This is a genomic window from Flagellimonas eckloniae (assembly GCF_001413955.1).
GTDB lineage: Bacteria > Bacteroidota > Bacteroidia > Flavobacteriales > Flavobacteriaceae > Flagellimonas > Flagellimonas eckloniae.
This window is the reverse complement of the sequence record NZ_LCTZ01000002.1, coordinates 1,264,920-1,283,816: the sequence shown is the minus strand read 5'-3', so window position 1 is coordinate 1,283,816 and position 18,897 is coordinate 1,264,920. Positions and strand designations below refer to the sequence as shown.

At 39.9% G+C, this 18,897-nt stretch carries 10 protein-coding genes; 3 read left to right on the top strand and 7 right to left on the bottom strand.

The genetic code is table 11. The features are described from left to right. Positions 1-16 precede the first annotated feature (16 nt). Positions 17-8,173: a Kelch repeat-containing protein gene (locus AAY42_RS05520; RefSeq protein WP_245625594.1), complete on the top strand. Its 8,157-nt coding sequence runs from the start codon at positions 17-19 to the stop codon at positions 8,171-8,173. Between the two features lie 173 nt (positions 8,174-8,346). Then, on the top strand, positions 8,347-11,331 hold the full coding sequence (locus AAY42_RS05515) for a BspA family leucine-rich repeat surface protein (RefSeq protein ID WP_055393149.1): 2,985 nt from the start codon (positions 8,347-8,349) through the stop codon (positions 11,329-11,331). Between the two features lie 67 nt (positions 11,332-11,398). Here AAY42_RS05515 and AAY42_RS05510 read toward each other — a convergent pair whose 3' ends face one another. The 5 genes from AAY42_RS05510 to gcvT form a co-directional block, all read right to left on the bottom strand. Beyond that, positions 11,399-12,109, bottom strand: coding sequence for a YebC/PmpR family DNA-binding transcriptional regulator (locus AAY42_RS05510; protein WP_055393146.1), 711 nt, complete (start codon positions 12,107-12,109; stop codon positions 11,399-11,401). 81 nt (positions 12,110-12,190) lie between these two features. Then, the gene (locus AAY42_RS05505; RefSeq protein WP_055397733.1) at positions 12,191-12,472 is read right to left on the bottom strand and encodes a 4a-hydroxytetrahydrobiopterin dehydratase; all 282 of its coding nucleotides are present in this window, start codon (positions 12,470-12,472) and stop codon (positions 12,191-12,193) included. Between the two features lie 28 nt (positions 12,473-12,500). Beyond that, positions 12,501-13,322 (bottom strand): sugar nucleotide-binding protein, encoded by an 822-nt coding sequence (locus AAY42_RS05500; protein ID WP_055393144.1) that lies wholly within the window; start codon positions 13,320-13,322, stop codon positions 12,501-12,503. Between the two features lie 3 nt (positions 13,323-13,325). After that, entirely contained in the window at positions 13,326-14,240 is a 915-nt protein-coding gene (locus AAY42_RS05495) for a glutaminase (protein WP_055393142.1), read from the bottom strand. Continuing rightward, positions 14,240-15,325, bottom strand: coding sequence for a glycine cleavage system aminomethyltransferase GcvT (gene gcvT / locus AAY42_RS05490; RefSeq protein WP_055397732.1), 1,086 nt, complete (start codon positions 15,323-15,325; stop codon positions 14,240-14,242). The genes AAY42_RS05495 and gcvT overlap by 1 nt, the downstream gene beginning before the upstream one ends. 186 nt (positions 15,326-15,511) lie before the next feature. On the opposite strand from gcvT, the gene AAY42_RS05485 reads away from it, so the two are divergent. Beyond that, positions 15,512-16,585, top strand: a complete 1,074-nt coding sequence (locus AAY42_RS05485) for a polysaccharide lyase family 7 protein (protein WP_175288733.1) — start codon at positions 15,512-15,514, stop codon at positions 16,583-16,585. A 90-nt stretch (positions 16,586-16,675) separates the two neighbouring features. Here AAY42_RS05485 and thrC read toward each other — a convergent pair whose 3' ends face one another. Then, on the bottom strand, positions 16,676-17,968 hold the full coding sequence (gene thrC, locus AAY42_RS05480) for a threonine synthase (RefSeq protein WP_055393138.1): 1,293 nt from the start codon (positions 17,966-17,968) through the stop codon (positions 16,676-16,678). Positions 17,969-17,972: 4 nt separating this feature from the next. Next, a complete protein-coding gene (locus AAY42_RS05475) occupies positions 17,973-18,896 on the bottom strand; it encodes a homoserine kinase (protein ID WP_055393137.1) in 924 nt (307 codons plus the stop codon). Between the last annotated feature and the right edge of the window lies 1 nt (position 18,897).

Genomic DNA, 18,897 nt, shown 5'->3' with positions numbered 1-18,897 from the left:
AGTAAAGTAATACAGAATGAAAACCAATCAAATTACTATAACCATGGGCAGCGTTTTTTTTAAGCACCAAGGCCTACAAAACCCATCTATAAAGTCTTTTTCACGCAAACTTATAAAGGTTTTTCTACTTTCTTTTCTGGTCTTTGCGTTGGGGATTTCTGAAGTAAAGTCTCAGGCCTTTAGCCAAAGCACCCTTGATATGGGTGGTCTTGGGGCGGTAAATTCAGGTACTTCATTGGAATTTGGTCCGGACGGAAGACTTTATGTGTTAAGTCTAAAGGGGCAGATAGATATATTTACAATTCAACGAAATGACGTTGATGATTATGAGGTTATTGCCGCCGAGGAAATCTTGGATGTCCTTAACCATCCAAATCATAATGATGACGGATCCGCTCCAATAGATATAGATGATGGCGGTACGGTTACCCAAAGGGAAGCTACGGGTATCACCGTGGTGGGAACCGCAACCAATCCTGTAATCTATGTAACCTCCAGCGATCCAAGGGTAGGTGGACCGGGAGGGGATAAGGATTTAGATACCAATTCGGGTGTAATAACAAGGATAACTTGGACAGGGAGTTCATGGGATGCAGTGGATATTGTGCGGGGACTTCCTAGATCGGAAGAGAATCATGCAACCAATGGATTAGAGTTTGTTACCATTGGAGCAACTGATTACCTTATCGTTAGTCAAGGAGGCCATACAAACGCAGGTTCTCCATCAGATAATTTTGCATGGACAACAGAATATGCACTTTCTGCAGCACTATTATCAGTCAATCTGACCATGTTGGAAAACACATCTAATTATCCAATACTGATAGACAATGTAAGTGGTCGTCAGTATATATATGACATTCCTACATTGGATGACCCAACACGGGATAATGTCAACGATATCACAGACCCAGATGTCACAGGATATAACGGTATCGACATAAATGACCCATGGGGTGGAAACGATGGACTCAACCAAGCCATGTTGGTTGTTGATGGTCCAGTTCAGATTTTTTCCCCTGGTTACAGAAATACTTATGACCTTACTATCTATAACAATACAGTTTATGTAACTGACAACGGGGCCAATGGAGGCTGGGGTGGCCTTCCGGTAAATGAGGGCATGGATGGAACGGTTACAAATGATTATGTGTCATCCGAACCTGGAAGCAGCTCCTCTATTGGGGGGGAACAAGTGGATAATACCGACCACCTTACTGTGGTAACAACCGATTTGCAAAACTATGATTTCGGAAGTTTTTATGGAGGACATCCAACTCCTGTAAGAGCAAACCCAATGGGTGCTGGTTTGTTTACAAATCCCACCGAAAATGGCACCGCTGGAGCGATTTTCAGAACACTTATTTTTGATCCCAGTAATCCTGGTGCTGGCTATACGGACGATCCTACCATAGCCCTACCCGCCAACTGGCCCCCAGTACCAGAAAGTTTAAAAAATATTGATGAAGGGGATTGGCGAGGACCTGTTACCACTAACCCCGATGGACCTGATGATGCTTTAGTAACAGCCTGGGAAAATAATACCAATGGAATTGACGCTTATACCGCTTCAAATTTTGAGGGTGCTATGTTGGGTGACTTGATAGCTGGGTCAAACAAGAATGAATTAAGAAGGGTACAGGTGGACTCAAATGGGAATTTGGTTGATTATACGGAATCCTTTTTATCAGGATTGGGTGGAAATTCCTTGGGGATTACTTGTAATGGAGATCTAGATCCTTTTCCCGGAACGATATGGGTGGCTACTTTCAACAGCAACATCAAAATATTTGAACCACAAGATTTTGGCCCTTGCATACTGCCAGGTGAAGCTGGATATAGTTCTACCGGGGATAACGATTTTGATGGCTATACGAATGAAGATGAGATTCAGAACAAGGATAGTGACCAACTTGATGAAGAGGTAATATGTAATGGCGGAAACCAACCAGATGATTTTGACAAGGCTGCCGGAGGAACATTGATATCCGACTTGAATGATACTGATGATGATAACGATGGAATCGATGATGCCAATGATCCTTTTCAACTTGGAGACCCACTTGATTCTGGAACAGATTCCTTTGATTTACCCGTTATAAATGAACTTTTGTCCGATAATCCAGAGCTCAAGGGTTATTTAGGGCTTGGCCTTACAGGTCTTATGAACAATGGAACTCCAAATCCAAACTGGTTGAATTGGCTAGATGTCCAGGATGCAGGCCCAAACCCCAATGATATTTTAGGTGGAGCTACTGGTGCAATGACAATGGAGATGACATCTGGAACTGCTTTGGGCGGGTCAAATAATCAAGATAAAGGCTTTCAATATGGTGTAAATGTTGATCAAAACACAGGTGTCTTTATTGTTGAAGGTCGTCTTTTTAATTTTATAGACCCCTTGCAATTATATGGCAGCTCGGCACCCGAAGATGGTGAGCTGGGCTTTTTCATTGGCGATGGTACACAAAGTAACTATATAAAATTTGTAATTAGTCAGAACGGGTTACAGGCTTTGCAAGAAATAAATGATAATCCTCAAACCCCTATAGATCTTGCAATCCTTTCAGGAAATCGTCCAACAAACGATGTCATATTCCGATTTGTTATAGACCCGTCTTCTGGCGTGGTTACTCTTGACTATGATTTTGATTCATCCGGTACTTTTGAAACCTTGGGAACAGTAAATGCTCAAGGAAGTATTATGGATGCAATACAGAATTCTAATAGTCCTTTGGCAGTTGGTTTGATAGGCTCGTCCAATACAGATGGGGTGGAAGTACAGGGAACATGGGACTATTTGAATGTCCAAGGAAGTCAACCAACCATTGAACAGGACATTGCGGATGTAAGCGCATTTATAGGTGACTTGCCAATAAGTATTGATCTTGATGATTACTTCAGTGATGATCAAGGGGATGCGTTGCTCGATTATACTATTGAGGAGAATACCAGTGGAGCCATCCAAGCTGAGATAACCGGAAGTACACTTGACATAACCTTTCCAGGTGTAGAGGACAGTGGTAGTATAACAGTTAGGGCCACAGATGATGATGATCTTTATATAGAGCAAGTGCTCTTGGTAAGTGTAAGTGATGAGCCTGTTCCAATCATAAGAATACGTGCAAATGGTGCAACAATTTCAGCTACAGATGCACCAAATCCTGATTGGATTGGGATTACAGATGTTGGCGCTCAATCTGGGACCTTTAATAGTATTGCTTTTTCAGTAAATACAGGAAATCACTCTACCCAAAATATAGCGAACAAAAGTCTAGTAGTACCTACTTATGTTCCACAGGAAATTTATACAAATGAGCGTTGGGATCCGGATACTGGAGCAGAAATGGAGTGGACATTTGATTTGACCAATGGGAGTTATTTGGTTAGATTGTACATGGGAAATGGCTATAGTGGTACCTCGGCAGTTGGAGAAAGGGTATTTGATATTTCCATTGAGAATGAGTTGAGGACAGATAACTTGGATTTAGTGCAGACCTTTGGTCATCAGGTTGGTGGTATGGTAGAATACTTTGTCGAATTATCAGATGGAACCTTGAACATACTTTTTGAGCGTGTAGTGGAAAACCCATTGGTCAACGGTATTGAGATTCTAAGCGTTGGAGGGGCTTATACCCCACCAATTTCTGTAAATACTATTGCCGACCAATCCAACATAGAGGGTGACCTGGTAAATTTCGATATTGTTGCAAGTGGAGGAGATTCAAGTCAAAACCTTTCATACAGTGAAACTGGGCTGCCCCCAGGTATTTCTTTGGAACCAACCACGGGTAATATCAATGGAACCATAGAAAGTGGGAGCACCCTGAACAGCCCTTACAATGTAACTATAACAGTGAGCAGGGGAACCAGTGTTCCGGTTGAAGTAGATTTCGTATGGACTATTTCAGAAACTGTTGGAGACCAATGGACCAATCAAACTGATGACGAGAATTTCACTGCTAGACATGAGTGTTCTTTCGTTCAGGCTGGAGATAAGTTTTATTTAATTGGTGGTAGGGAAAATGCCACGAGTTTGGATGTTTATGATTATCAATCGAAAACTTGGAGCACAATTTCAAATTCGGCACCAGCAGAGTTCAATCACTACCAAGCATTGGAATACAATGGACTTATTTGGGTAATCGGTGCATTCAAAACCAATTCTTTCCCCAACGAAGCACCTGCAGATTATGTTTGGGCCTACAACCCGGCAACGAATGATTGGGTTCAGGGCCCTGAAATACCTGAAGGCAGGAAGAGGGGTTCGGCAGGTCTGGTAATGTATAATGACAAGTTTTACATTGTTGCAGGAAATACCATAGGCCATAATGGAGGATATATTTCTTGGTTTGATGAGTTTGACCCAGCTACCGGGGTCTGGACAGAGCTAGCAGATGCACCAAGATCTAGAGACCATTTTCATGCGGCTGTCATTGATGATAAATTATACGTGGCTGGGGGACGATTATCAGGTGGAGACGGTGGTACCTTTATGCCGTTAATTGCCGATGTGGATGTCTATGACTTCACAACGGGTACATGGTCAACCTTACCATCAGATCAAAACATACCGACTCCCAGGGCTGCGGCATCAACAGCTGTATTTCAAGATGAACTCTATATTATTGGAGGTGAAATCGAGAATGATCTAGAAGGAAATACCATTAATGATGCAGTAAAAACCACAGAGGCCTATAACCCTGTAACGGGTACCTGGTCCACAAAGGCTAATTTGGTTACTGAAAGACATGGTACCCAAGCAATTGTTTCTGGTGGAGGTATACATGTTGTTGCCGGATCAAATACAAAAGGAGGCGGTGGAACCATGAAAAATATGGAATTCTATGGTGTAGATAACCCAACTGGGGTTTCATTGACAGCTGGTGAATTGACCGGTCCATCAATGGCCGTTGTTCCAACAAGTGGTGCAAAACAGATTACATTTAACCATTCATCTGGAAATACAGGGGCAGTAATCACTGATGCCATAGTTTCTGGACCGGATGCCAGCGAATTTAATGTGGCCACAAATACAGATTTCAGGTTTGTTGCCCCAGGTGAAACAACAAGTATTGTTGTAAGCCATATAGGCAGTGAAGATGGAAAAGTGGCAACTTTGAACGTAACGTACGATGATGGCACTACCTTGGCGGTCTCGCTTGTTTCTGGGGACGCTGTGGAAACAGTTTTGTATAGGGTCAATGGGGGAGGACAGACTGCGGTTGCTGCAGATGGTTCCTCACTGGATTGGAGCCCAGATACAGGTGATTTTGGAGATACTGGAAATTCTCCTTATTTATCAGCAAATTCCACGGGTACTGGAACGTATGCCCAGACAACGGAATCAGCTTATAAGGGACCAATAGATATGTCGGACCCATCCTTGCCGGAGGGGGTTCCAGAATCTGTTTTTACGACCGAAAGGTACGATGGGGCATCTATCCCGGAAATGCTTTGGCAATTCCCTGTAGAACCAAATGCACAGATAGAGGTTCGCTTGTATTTTGCTGAATTATATAGTGGAATTACCGAAGCCGATCAACGTGTTTTTGATGTTTCTGTTGAAGGAACCGTCCCTGCCGTTTTTGACGATATCGATCCGTTTGCTAGAAATGGTGCTTTGGGAGCTTTTATGCTTTCACATATGGTAACGGTGACTGATGGGACCTTAGATTTGGAATTTATCCATATCATTGAAAATCCAGCAGTAAAAGCCATTGAGATAATCGATTTGGGTACTGTAATTCCAGACAATTCACCATCGTTGGTAACCAATCCCGGACCACAAATTGGTGTGGAGGGAGATGAGGTTAATCTTCAGATATTTGCATCGGATGTTGACCCATGTGATGGACTTGTATATAGCGCGGAGGGACTTCCCCCAAGTTTGGCAATAAATTCGCAGACGGGTATAATAACAGGAACCCTTGATATGGGATCTGGTTCAGGTGTTTCAGGAGCTTTTATTGAAGATGACGGCTTGGTCATTATAGAGGCAGAGACCGACTTTGTGGATACATCTGGAGGATATGATCTACTAAATGAGAATGGTGAAGACTTTTTAGTGGCAACATCGAATCATTTTGGAAATGTAAATGGCCAAACATTAGCGTACAATGTACAAATTACAACTACTGGTGTTTACAGGTTGCACATGAAATCAAATATAACGGGGACCAATGGTTCTGAATCCAATGATTCTTGGTTTAAGATAGACAATACGAATGATGTACATTTCTTTTGTGTTGAAGGAGGCAATTTAAGCGGAGGTCAACAGTTTTTTGATATTTTGGATGGTACCAATACGGATAAAACGTTGTACTACCCAGCAGGAAACGCCATGGGAAGACCAGACCATGGGAACGAGAACCCAGGGAACAGCGGTTTCTTTAAAGTATATAGGGGTGGAAACGATGGAAACAAGTGGAGCACATTTACAATTGATAGCAATGCTTTTGCCATCTACGCTTATTTTGAAAACCCAGGTACATATACGGTTTATCTTTCAGAGCGCTCAGCGGGACACAAGTTGGATAGGTTTTCTTTGGTTCACATTGATGAAATATCTGCTGGCAAGCCTACATCGACCATGAATGGCGCTCAATCGGAACAAGTGACCGGTGTGGTTCCAGGAGCGGCGGATAATAGCCCATATGATGTAACAGTAACTGTTGCGGACCAGTGTGATCCGACCGAAAGCTCAACAATGGAATTTGTTTGGGGCGTAACCACCATGCCTCTTGCAAATCCCTCAGCATTTGTTCAGGTTACTCCGGGCGCGGATTTAGATATTTCCACTTTTGGAAACGATTCGTTTATAATAACCAATACAGGTGAGGATTTTATTACTAATGTAAAGGTCAGCACTGCCAATGGTTACATGATGGATGTGGTTTTTGATCCTGTTGGAACGGCAGGAGACAATGGAGCTAAATGCTTAACGGCAGGAACTTCTGGTAATTCTGCTCAAGAAGTAGGATTGACCGTTCCAGCCGATGGGGGATCGGATGTTGAGGACTGTGAAAATGTCTTTTCGAAGCCACATAATGGAATAAATAACTCTGAAGGTTATGATGAGATCTCATTAGATTTCACAGATTTCGAACCTGGAGAGTCATTTGCATTTGGAATAGACATGGACCCCACCTCAATAAAAGGAGATTTGAGTACTGGGGACGCAGGTTCCATATCTGGATTTGAGTTTATTGGTGGAGTGGTGACTGTCCAGTTTGCCACTGGTGCCGTTTTCACCACAAGTCTATTCGATGAAGGAAGTCTAGGAGGTGCAGATGCTATCTTGACCCCTACATCCAATGATTTAACGGTTCCTAACATATCCGTGGGGGGAACTGCAGAAAATCGTTTTGTAGATGATTTTAACCAGACCATTGATATTGTTGGGGCTCCAAATACAAGTGTTACACTTCTACGAGTGGATGGAAGACTATATATAGATCCAGGAAATCCGAATATAGGATATGATGTTGACACATTTGAGGCTAATGAGGCAATGACCAAGGAATTGTATTCAGTCACTTTAGATGGCTCAGGGCAGGCAAGTGTACCTGTTGTGCTGACCGAAACCCCTGGTTCCTCTGGAACTCCCGATGGGGGCATAAACCATTTTATTGCTGTAACAAACGGTGTAAATGGAGAGAACAGTGTTGCATCCAATACCATTGTTTTGGAGTATGATCCAGATGCATTGGGTGGAGATATTACACTTTCATATACATTGCAAGGTAGGACTGATTTTACAATGGACCTCACCGTGGACATATATGAACAGGGTAATTCCGAACCAATTTACCAATTTACTCCAGTAGGCTCGGAAAATGGCGAAGTAACGGTTAATGGAATTGAACCCGGCACATATCAAATAGCGGTAAAAAGTGCCAATTACTTACAGAAGGTCCAGACTGTAACTGTATTAGGTAATGAAAATAACCCTGTTGATATGGGAGAATTAAAAGCTGGAGATGCGAACAATGATAATTTCATAACAATTCTCGATTTCTCAATACTATCTAATAGCTTTGGTTTGGAATCTGCTGACCCAGAATTTGATTTGAGTGCAGATTTCAATGGTGATGGCTTTATTACTATAGTCGATTTTTCGCTTTTGTCATCCAATTTTGGAACCGCTGGCGAACAACCGCAATTAGAGTAGGAGGGATAAAAATATTTTTTTCAAGGAGGCTCCTGCGAGCCTCTTTTTTTTATCTATAGCACAAAATATTGGACCTATGCTTTTTAACGATTGAATATGTTTTTTATCGCAACAACGATTCTAATAAATAAGCTTCGATGTATTTTAGTTTTCCGAATTAACTTACAACACATATGAATAAAATTTTACCTTTTTTATTTCTGGTTTTTTTTAGTAAAACAATAATTGGGCAGTCTGAATCAAAGAGCATTGAAGACTATGCATTTATTACCACATGGAAAACAGATAATCCGGGCATGACAGAAGACAATCAAATAAGTATACCGCTTTACGGAGGCCCATATGATGTGGATTGGGGTGATGGAAATGTGGAAACTGATTTGTTTGGAAAATCACTGCACACATACGAATCACCTGGGGTTTACGAAGTATCCGTAACCGGTAGTGTGGATAGTATTAAATTCAACAGTTATCTTTCAGAGCCTGTAGAAGAAAATGAGGATGCAACAAAATTGTTGGAAATAAATCAGTGGGGTGATATCAAATGGAAAACCATGTTGGCGGCATTTGCTGGATGTGTCAATATGGATGTAGTTGCGGAAGATACTCCAGATCTAAGTGAGGCTGCATCATTATTTTCTATGTTCACCTATTGTAGTTCTTTAAAAGGAAATGACTTCTTCAATTTATGGGATGTGTCTACAATAACTGATATGATACAGGTTTTTAGCCAATGTAATAATTTCAATGCGGATATTTCCAGTTGGGATGTTTCCAATGTTACGTCAATGTCCAATTTATTTTCAAATGCTTTTGTTTTTAATGGGGATATCTCAAATTGGGATGTTTCAAAGGTTGGAAATATGAACTTAATGTTCAGCGGTGCAACAAGTTTTAATCAAGAGATAGGTAACTGGGACGTTTCCAACGTAACCGACATGACCGGAATGTTCCAGTTTTCCAATTTTAATAAGGATATCTCAGGATGGGATGTTTCCACTGTAGTCAATATGAGATATATGTTCAATTTGGCTAGTGAGTTTAATCAAAATATAGGTGTCTGGAATACTAGCAATGTGGAGAATATGCGGAATATGTTTTCCTCCACGGAATCTTTCAATCAAGATATTTCAGGATGGGACGTTTCAAAGGTTACTGATATGAGAGGAATGTTTTATAGGGCAGCTTCCTTTGATTATAGCCTAGCCAAATGGGATATTTCCAATGTCGGGGAGATGGCAACATTTTTAAACGAATCTGGTCTTTCAGATGAAAATTACAATAAAACCCTTTTAGGGTGGAACCAACTTCAATTATTGCAAGAAGGAGTTACTTTGGATGCCCTTCAGAACCAATATTGCGAAGCGGCCGTTGCCCGCCAAAATATTATTGATACTCATGAATGGACCATCAATGATGCTGGTTTGTTTTGTGAAGATACAACTGTGCCTGAGTTGACTATACTGGGCGATAATCCTTTGATAATTATTGAAGGAGATGAATATGTTGACCCGGGTGCCACAGCAGAGGATGAAACGGACGGGGATATCACAGCCAGTATCGTAATTGGTGGGGATATAGTGGATATAAATAATCCAAATACCTATTTGGTAACCTATAATGTTATGGACCTTGCTGGCAATCCTGCGGAAGAAAAAGTGAGGCAAGTGATAGTGGAACCGGTTCAGAATATGGAATTGTCGGTAATCGGTTTTAGTTTGGTCGATGCCGAGAATGACGTGGTTCTTTTTCCAATCACCGATGGTATGGTAATAGATACGAATACACTTCCAACGACCAGTTTAAATATTGTTGCCAATACAACAGACGATACCGAAAGTGTTCTGTTGGACCTTAGCGGAGCAAAAACTGCCAAAAGGATAGAGAATGTGGCCCCCTATGCCCTGTTCGGTGATTCTGGGTCCAATTATAAAGGAGATAGCTTTGATTTGGGGGAGTATGTAATTTCGGCCACTCCATATGCTAATAATGGACTCAAAGGAAATGAGGGGGTATCAATGTCAATTGCCTTTTCATTTCAAGAAAACCTTGTGTGTTCGAGTTTTAATGCAAATGTTAATGATTTTGAAGGTCCAACAAGTTGTGAAGGCACCGAAGGTTATATAGATATTGATGTTTTTGGGGCTACTTTACCGGTATCTTATGAGTTGGTTGGAGTATCAGGACCACAATCTTCCAGTTTATTTGAGGGTCTTGCTGCTGGAGAATATACAATCGTAGTGACCGATATGAACAATTGTAGTGAAACGTTAATGGTTACGTTGTTGGATCCAGCAAAACCAATAGTTGACTTGGATCCGTTTAATACTGTTTTTAATACGGATACGCCATTTCTATTAACCGGTGGAATGCCATTAGGGGGAGTTTATTCCGGCCAAGGTGTTAATGGAGGATTTTTTGAACCAATCACCGTAGGGGTAGGTACCTATGAGATTACATATACGTTTGTGGACCCTATTACCGGTTGTAATAATAGCGCAACTCAGAATATTGAGGTAAGTTCAGAAAATACCAATACGATTACCGGTTTTGTATTGGTAAATGCGGATACGGATACAGACATTATGATTTTAACAGAAGGGGTGTCTATCGATATAAATGATTTACCAACAACAAATCTCAACATACGGGCGGAGGCTACGGAGGATGTTGAAAGTACACTGTTGCAAATTACAGGGAGCTTTACCAATACCAGAAAGGAAAATGTTGCGCCCTATACATTTTTTGGAGATGGAAATGGTAATTATTATGGCAGGATATTAAGTGAAGGCGACTACAACATTAGTGCAACACCCTATACTGGCAATAAACTTTCTGGTGAAATGGGTAATAATGAAACTATAAGCTTTTCAATCATTTCTTCTTCTCAAGCATTGACATTGGGTATTATGAAAATCTATCCTAATCCAGCCAATTTCCAGGCAAAGGCTTCTTTTGATACTAAAGATAATGACATTGAACAAATTATGATTTTCGATATGTTGGGAAGATTGGTGAAGGTTTACGATGGCAAACAAGTAAAGGATGGAGAATCGTATTTATTGGATGTTGATGAGTTTCCTGTCGGGACCTATTTTATTAGAACTGAAGATGCTAATGGAACCCAATATCAAAAGCAAATAGCGATCAAACGATAAAAGAACCTTATAACTAAGAAAGGGGCTTGATATAGCCCCTTTCTTAGTTTTTTTCACCTGTCTGTGTTTACTCCTTCATCGTATGATAAACGTTCTGAACATCATCATCCTCTTCAATCTTTTCCAATAGCTTTTCAACATCAGTAACTTGTTCTTCATTGAGTTCTTTGGTCACTTGTGGAATGCGCTCAAAACCAGAAGATAGAATTTCAATTTCACGGACTTCCAGTTCTTTTTGTATGGATCCAAAGCTTTCGAACGGAGCATATATTAAGATGCCATCCTCATCAACAAAAACTTCTTCGGCTCCAAAATCTATCATTTCCAGTTCCAACTCTTCTGGATCTATCCCTTCTGCTGGGATGCGAAAATTACAAGTATGGTCAAACATAAACTCTACAGAGCCAGATGTTCCTAGACTGCCATTACACTTATTAAAATAACTTCTAATATTAGCTACGGTTCTGGTATTATTATCAGTTGCGGTTTCTACGAGTATCGCAATACCATGTGGAGCATATCCTTCAAATAAAACCTCTTTATAATCTCCTTGACTTTTATCGGACGCACGTTTGATGGCACGTTCAATATTGTCCTTGGGCATATTAACAGATTTGGCATTCTGGATAACAGCACGTAACCTTGAGTTTGAATCTGGATCAGGTCCACCTTCTTTAACCGCCATTACAATGTCTTTTCCAATTCTGGTAAATGCCTTGGACATTGCTGCCCAGCGTTTCATTTTTCGCGCCTTTCTAAATTCAAATGCTCTTCCCATGAAATAATTGTGGTTATGAATGGAGCAAATTTAACAAAAAAAGCCCCCTTGTCAAGCCTAACAGAACAGTTTGACTATTCCTTAATTTACGATTTTTTCTATGCTTTTGGCTAAGCTGAAATCATTCTGTGTAATGCCGTCGACATCATGTGTATTGAGCTTTATGGTAAGATTGTTATATACATTTTCCCAATTGGGATGATGATTTTGTTTTTCACATTCAAAGGCAATACGGGTCATTATTGAAAAGGTTTCCGTAAAATCATGAAACTTGAATGATTTCGATATCATTCCGTTTTTATATTCCCACCCATTTAATTGTTTTAGGGATTCATTGATTTGTGCATCGCTCAATTTTTCCATAATCATCGTTTTTCTAAAGTTACTTAATTCAATCTACAGTGATGTGATGATCAATAATATCTTGATATCGAATTCTTAGATTTTTGGGAAGTTTGTTGTCCTTTGGCAACGCAGCCAAATAACGATCTTCGTTAGTAGTGAACACTCGTTTAAGTACGGGGTGAAAGTTGCCCATACGCTTAATGACTTCCTTTATAAATTCTTCATGTTGAATTAAATCGATGCTGCCCAGATGAAAAATACCATACTTGTTCCTATTGATCAAGTAATGGATTTGCTGAGTTAACCTATAATCGTTGGTTACATTGATAATAAGATTTGGAAAGACCTCTATAGGCTCGTTGCCTTCCAGGCTTGCTTTGATTTCCTTAATTCGGGGAGAAGTATTTCCAAAGACCATGGGAACCCTTAGAATAGCGGTTTTTTCTTTGGGTAACCGCATCATCATGTTTTCTATCTTAATTTTAAGCCTTCCATAGATACTTTCGGAAAGAGTTTTGTCAAATTCATAAGATGGAAATTTACTGTAGGCATCAAATACGTTGGCCGAAGAAATAAAATACAGCTTGGAATTGTGCTTGTCCAAATATTCCATTAAGTGTTGATGGGCTTGCACCTGGGCACCAAAGTTTCCACGAAGAGCGGAAATTATAAAATCAGGATTCACCTGTTCCAATATTTGAAAAATATCATCCTCTTCTAAATCGTACCTATAAAATTGTTGATTTTCGGAAAATGAGGTATTGGAATAATAGGTGCCATAGGTATCAAAGTAGGAACAGAGCTCTTTGTAAACCAAGTTTCCTATAAAACCGCTTGCACCAAGTATAAGTATCTTTTTTTTATTCAAACATTAAAATATTGACAAACCGGTTTCGGTCGTTAGTTTTTCCAAAGCCGACATTCCCAACTTTGAATTTCCTTTTTTATTTAACCCTGGCGACCAGGTAGCAACACAGAACTTATTTGGTAATAAAGCGACGATGCCTCCTCCAACTCCACTTTTGCCAGGAAGGCCAACCTCAAATGCAAACTCTCCTGCCTCATCATAAAACCCACAGCTAAGCATAATGGCATTAATGCGTTTTACCTGTGGTAGTTTTAAATAATTATTGTTTTGAAGACAATTTCCCCTATTCATAAATATATAGAAGACCTTTACCAGTTGTTCACATGACATCCGTATGGAACAAGAATAACAATAAAAGTCGAGTACAGTTTCTACATCATTTTCAAGGTTTTTAAAAGATTTGATTAGATATGCTGCTGCATAATTTCTAAAACCAGTTTCTTTCTCAGATTTTGCAACTTTCTCATCATAATTTATGGAAGGGTCATTTGCAATACTTTGTACATATTCTAAAAACTCTGACTTTGGATTTTTTAGATTTGAAATAAGAATGTCGCAGACAACAATAGCCCCAGCATTGATTAAGGGGTTTCGTGGTATTCCATTCTCCATTTCCAATAAGGACAAATGGTTGAAGGGGTCTCCCGATGGCTCCACACCAACGCGTTTCCATAAATTTTCACCAACAATCGAAAAAGCCATGGAAAGGGACAGAACTTTCGAAATACTTTGTATGGAAAATTCTTCTTTAGCATCCCCGGAACTGTACAGTTGGGCTTTTTCATCCAATATGGATATCCCAAATTTATTTGGGTCTACATTGGAGATTTCGGGAATATAATTTGCTACTTGGCCTTTATCGACCTGCTTTTTAGCCTGTAACGTAATGTTATCTATGATAGGCTGGAAGTCTGTCATTATTGTTTGTAGAATGGAAGTTTTACCAAAGTAGCCCGAGCTTGATTCTTTCTTATCTGAATCCATACCTTAGTATCTACTTTTGAATGCTCAACTGTAACATATCCCAAACCAATACCTTTTGAAAGCGAGGGTGACATGGTTCCTGATGTTACTTTTCCAATTTCATTCCCACCTTCGTCCAATATGGCATACCCACTTCTTGGAATACCTTTTTCATCTATCTGGAATGCCACTAATTTTCGTTTGGGACCAGTTTCTTTTTCTTTGGCCAAAGCTTCGCTATTTACAAAGTCCTTGGTGAATTTTGTTACCCAACCTAATCCAGCTTCAATAGGGGAGGTGATATCATCAATGTCATTTCCGTACAGACAATACCCCATTTCCAGTCTAAGGGTATCCCTTGCAGCTAAACCAATTGGCTTTATACCAAAATTGGCACCAGCTTCAAGAACTTTGTCCCACACTTGTTTCACTTCAGAGTTTTTACAATAAATTTCGAAACCACCAGATCCAGTGTATCCTGTAGCGGAAATGATTACATGCTCAATCCCTGCAAAATCTCCAACAACAAAGTTGTAGAACTTAATACTTGAAAGATCGATGGACGATATCGATTGCATTGCTTCAACCGCTTTTGGTCCTTGTATTGCCAATAAAGAGTAATTATCGGATAGATTCCGCATATTGGCTCCAATGGTCTGATTGTATTTTGAAATATGGTTCCAATCTTTTTCAATGTTTGATGCATTGACTACCAAAAGATAAGTTTCATCTTTAATTTGATATATAATCAGGTCATCAACTATACCACCAGTTTCGTTGGGGAGACAACTATATTGTGCCTTGCCCACAACAAGTTTGGATGCATCATTTGAAGATACTTTTTGTATTAATTCCAATGCAAGGGGCCCTTCAATCAAAAATTCTCCCATATGGGAAACGTCAAATACACCTACATTGTTCCTAACGGTTTCATGTTCAATATTCACACCCTCATAGGAAACAGGCATCGAATAGCCAGCAAATTCTACCATTTTGGCCCCGAGAGATTCGTGTACTTCGGTAAGTTCGGTTTTCTTCATATTCATTTTTAAAAAAATAAAGGTATTCAAAACTTCATCAAAATATGAGTGTTAAAGTGAGATATTGTATTCTATCGAATTTTTTAAAGAAAGAATAATAAAACGGTGGATTTTGTTCTAAATTTACAGCTTGATTTATTGGAGTTGCCATGAATGCGGGCAATATCCCCCGAAAAATTGCTACAAATGAAAACACTTACCCTTGTTCTCAAATTGAGAATGATTTTACTGATTTTTAGTCTTTCTATTATTTCCAGTTGCTCTACTGATTCTGCACAAGTGGATGATGAAATTGCGGAAATGGACCCCCAAGAAGAGGAGGAAGATATACAAGAAGATGAGGATATGCAGGAAGAGGAAGATGATTCTATGGAAGAAGAAGATACCTCTAATGGAGAATTTGGCTTGAACCCAAATATGGAACCATGGGAAAACTTTGATTTATCTGATTGGGTGATTGATACCCCAGCATTTGATGCTGGAGACAATCTTTCCGAACGTTATGGCGAACTGGATTGGGATGCACTTGCTTCAAGCAATTCACGCCCTTTTTTCTTTACACATACGGATGGAGGTATGCGTTTTGTCTCAAGAGTAGGAGGTGCGCGCACAAGTCAGAATACATCCTATCCCCGTTCAGAATTGCGAGAAATGCTGCGAAAAGGGAATACCAGCATTTCCACCCAAGGGGCGAATGGAAACAACTGGGCCCTAGGATATCAGCCAGAAGGGACTAATCATGGTGGAAGAAATGGTGTCTTAACCGCTACTCTGCGTGTAAACCAAGTTACGACCTCGGGAAGTGGATTGCACCCAGGACGTACAATTATAGGTCAAATACATGCGGATAATGACGAGCCGGCAAGATTGTATTATAGAAAATTGCCAAATGCTGATTTTGGATGTATTTATGTGGAACATGAAATCCGAGATGGTAATGATGTTACCTTTAATTTAATTGGTGATGAGGATTGCGAGGGTAATGGACCGACTGCTGGTATTCAATTGGATGAATTGTTCTCTTATGAAATTAATAATGAAAATGAGATTATTACCGTTAAAATACGTCGTGGCGACCAAGATGGAGAGGTAATAGCGGAAACCGTCATAAATATGGAAACTCTCAATAGCGGATATGATCGCAGTGATGAGTGGATGTATTTTAAAGCCGGGGCTTATACTCAAAACAATACTGGTGATGACGATGACACTGATGTGGTAACATTTTATCGCCTCAACAATACCCATGATGCTAATTAAGAGAACAGCAGATAAAGAAAATAGTATATTCTAAAATAGGCTACCCTTCAAGGTAGCCTATCTTTTTTCTTTGTTGTTGGAGACTAGATATTACTTTACCAAATGAGATTTAAGGTCTTCATAAGTGGCAATGGATATGACAGATTTCTCTCTGCCCAATACTTTTTTAATTTGAGGAGGTATATCCAATTTTGTTCCAATGGTTTGTTCAACTACTGGGAGAAACTTTACCGGATGCGCTGTTTCCAAAAAGATACCATATACATTGGAATGGTTTTTAGTATATTCTTTTAAACCAAGATAACCTACCGCTCCATGTGGATCAAGAATGTAACCCGTTTTTTCATATACTTCGGTCATAGTTTTTCGGGTCAACTCATCATCAAAGGAATAGGAACTCAAATTTTGTGAGAGACTCTCAAAATTGTTTCCATACAATTTTTGTATTCTAATAAAATTACTGGGGTCACCAACATCCATAGCATTTGATATGGTTGGCTTGGAGGGTTTTGGCTGATATTCCCCGGATTGCATAAACAAAGGTACAGTATCGTTGATATTGGTAGAAGCCACAAAATGTTTTACGGGCATCCCCAATTTTTGAGCTACAATTCCAGCACAAATGTTACCAAAGTTACCTGAGGGAACAGAAAACACAATCTCCTTACCTTTTGATTTAGCCTGTTTGTAAGCAAACAAAAAATAGAACAATTGTGGAAGCCATCTCGCAATGTTTATGCTGTTGGCAGAAGTCAATTTTCTTTTGGAAGTTATGTCTTCGTCCAAAAATGCTGTTTTTACCATACGCTGACAGTCATCAAAAGTACCGTCAACCTTTATGGCAACTATATTCTGCCCCAAAGTGGTAAGTTGCCGTTCTTGAATGTCGCTTACCTTTCCATTGGGATACAGGATTACTACATTCACACCTTTCACCCCTAAAAATCCATTGGCAACTGCCCCTCCAGTATCACCAGAAGTTGCAACAAGGACAGTTACATTGGTTTCCTCTCCCTTGGAAAAATAACCCAAGCACTTTGCCATAAATCGTGCTCCAACATCTTTAAAGGCCATAGTGGGTCCATGGAAAAGTTCAAGGGTGGCAATATCATCTTCTATCTCCACTACGGGAAAATCAAAATCCAGTACGTTTTCAATAATATTTTTTAAAACATCATCTGGAATATCCGCATCCACAAATTGATGTATTGCCTTAAATGCAATTTCATTTGTAGAAAGCGATTCAATACTTTCAAAAAAACTTTTGGGAAGTGGCGTTATCTCTTCTGGAAAATAGAGTCCCTTGTCTGGAGCAATACCAGCTATAAGAGCGTCTTTAAAAGTCGCACTTATGTCAGAGTTATTTAGGCTATAAAATTTCATGGATTTAGGATATTCTTTTTACACCTTGAGTGTTGACTTTGGAAACATGGATATCAAATTCAATTCCAATATTCTTATAGGTCTCTTTCATAGATTCAGCTACTTTTTGGGCGATTTTCTCTCCTTTGCTCAAAGCAAAAATTGAAGGACCAGAACCTGAAATTCCTCCTCCCAGAGCCCCAACATGGATTGCGTTTGCTTTTATTTTGTCAAAACCGGGAATTAAAATAGATCGTATTGGTTCCACTATATGGTCTTGGAGTGAACGTCCAATCAGGTCATAATCATTTTGGAAAAGACCGGCAATTAATCCCCCTACATTACCCCATTGTTGAATTCCTTTTTCCAAGGTTATGTTGGTTTTTAGAATTTTTCTTGAATCTGAAGTTTTTACTTCAATCTGTGGGTGTATTACTGTGGCAAAAAGCTCATTGGGTGTGGGTATGGGCACAATATCCAAAGGATTATAACTTCTCACTAAAGTGAACCCCCCATAAATAGCTGGTGCCACATTATCTGCATGGGCAACATCGCTGGCCAATTTTTCTCCCTGCATGGCAAACTGGACCAGTTCCAAATTGGAAAATGGCTTGCCCAAAAGTTCGTTCATTGCCCACACGGCTCCTGCTGAGCTTGCCGCACTGCTTCCTATGCCACTTCCGGGTTTGATTCTTTTGTCAATTTCTATTTCAAAACCTCCATCAAAGTCACTTTTCTCCAAAAATGCCAAGCCAGCAACCCCTGAAACATTTTTGGTAGTTTCAAGAGGCAATTCTTGTCCAGATATTTTGGTAATCGTTATTCCCTTTTCAGAAGTTTTGCGTATAATCATTTCATCTCCCACAGAATCCAATGCCAACCCGAGAACATCAAATCCACAAGAAACATTGGCTATTGTTGCAGGGCAAAAAACTTTTATTTCTTCCATG